This window comes from Salipaludibacillus sp. CF4.18 (genome assembly GCF_051262595.1).
Lineage (GTDB): Bacteria > Bacillota > Bacilli > Bacillales > Salisediminibacteriaceae > Salipaludibacillus > Salipaludibacillus neizhouensis.
On sequence record NZ_JBIMEV010000173.1, the window covers coordinates 1 to 378 of the forward strand.

General features: G+C 36.5%; 1 protein-coding gene. It reads left to right on the plus strand.

What is annotated here, in order from left to right:
* Nucleotides 1-378: metal ABC transporter solute-binding protein, Zn/Mn family (locus tag ACHABW_RS26025; protein WP_435759946.1), on the plus strand; the 378-nt coding region annotated here is incomplete at both ends.

Here is a 378-nt window from a genome sequence, read left to right on the forward strand (position 1 = left end):
ACAACTCAAGAAATAAAGGAAGAAAAAAAATTACAAATAGTTACGACCTACTCCATTATTTTCGACATTGTAGAGAATGTTGCAGGTGATCATGCAGAAATATATAGTATCGTTCCTATTGGTGCTGATCCTCACGAGTATGATCCACTGCCAGAAGACTTAACAAAAACGACAGATGCGGATGTTGTTTTTTATCATGGTCTAAACTTAGAAGAAGGAAACGGTTGGTTTAACAAATTAATTGATACAGCAGGAAAGTCTAAAAATGTTGTGCATCCTGTTAGTGAAGGTGTGGAGCCGATATACCTTGAAACACTAGGGCAAACGGATGATCCAGATCCACATACATGGCTTGATGTAAGTAATGTCATTATATTT